We start from the raw sequence: 1,244 nt of genomic DNA, 5'->3' as shown, positions 1-1,244 counted from the left end.
CAGGGCGTCCGCATGAGTGTGTATTAATTCGCCATTGATACAAATCCAGTCTGCAGGACGCCTTCTAAAAATCCGGTATTCATCATGCAGCGCTTTTGCTTCATGGGTACGCTGATCTTGGTTCCCTCGGCACGCAACATGTTCAGTGCCATATGTCGGAGACCTGCCAAATTCTCTGCGGCGTTTTCTCGGTAGATCTGACAAGCATCTTCTTGAAAGCTCACATCCAGGATCCAGTGCATGGACTCAATCCCCCAGTGTGCGCGTATTGCCTGTCCGGCCTGCTCAACCGTTAGTTCTTTGGAACTGATGTAATAGCGGTACTCCATTGCTGGAGCATGACCTTTCTCAGCCCGAAAGTTTTCAACCATGACAATGCTCTTCAGCCCTGTCCAAGCAGAGAAGTCGCCGGTTAACTCCGTGGCACTAAGCACGTGACAAGTACGCGACTCTACCCGACCATGGTGCTTTTCGGTCAGCCACTGCTCCTTGTCGAATGGGGCTTGTCGGCATGGAGCAAAGGCTGCACGAACGGCTTTGGCTAACGTGTCCTGATTACCCTTTACCGCGAGAAGGTAGTCGCCACCCTGGTCGATAATGGTCTTAGCTATCTTGGTTTGGCACGCCATGGCGTCGATAGTCACCAACGCACCGCGCAGATCCAGCATCTTGATGAGTTCCGGAATAGCCGTTATCTCATTGCTCTTGTCATCGGTTTTCATCTGCCCCAGCACTAGCTGGTTGGCAGAAGCATACGCGCTGATCATGTGGATGGTGCTGTACCGGTCTTCCCGGTTGTATGAGCCCCTCAGCGTTTTACCATCAATAGCGACGATCTCGCCCTGAGTGAGGCGATGTACCGCCCGCATCCAACTCAGGAAGCACTCACGGAAGGCTTGCGGCTCAACAGCAGCGAGCAAGCGGGCAAACGTATCGTCGACCGGAACACCGTTTTCAAACAGTTTTTGCTGGAGAAACCAGTCATGATGACCAAGGACGTATTCACGAATATCGGTCCAACCTCGAGCTCCAGCAATAACTGCGCAAAGGGCACCGAAGAGGACATCAAATAACGGATAGTCCACTTTCGCGCTCTGACGGCCATCCTGGATGATGATGAAATGCTGTTTGATGGTCTCGATATCCATGCTCATGCCCCGAAAAAGGGAGCATAAGATCACAGAGCGATCGGCTGGTCAATCATGCGTAGCAATTGGCTAATAAACGTTCATGATCTCGCCCTG

At 52.2% G+C, this 1,244-nt stretch carries 1 protein-coding gene; it reads right to left on the bottom strand.

The genetic code is table 11. From position 1 onward, the window contains the following. Window positions 1–23: 23 nt before the first annotated feature. Window positions 24–1,148 carry an ISAs1 family transposase gene (locus ABEA08_RS09520; protein ID WP_345335064.1) on the bottom strand — a complete coding sequence of 375 codons (1,125 nt, stop codon included), beginning with the start codon at window positions 1,146–1,148 and terminating at the stop codon, window positions 24–26. Window positions 1,149–1,244 lie beyond the last annotated feature (96 nt).

It is taken from the genome of Ferrimonas pelagia, assembly GCF_039543565.1.
GTDB classification, from domain to species: domain Bacteria; phylum Pseudomonadota; class Gammaproteobacteria; order Enterobacterales; family Shewanellaceae; genus Ferrimonas; species Ferrimonas pelagia.
The sequence above is the reverse complement of the archived record's forward strand: the minus strand, read 5'-3'. Positions and strand labels throughout refer to the sequence as shown.

Coding starts and splice junctions, on each gene's coding strand:
- ABEA08_RS09520 (WP_345335064.1), bottom strand. CDS start 1,148: ATGGATATCGAGACCATCAAACAGCATTTCATCATCATCCAGGATGGC.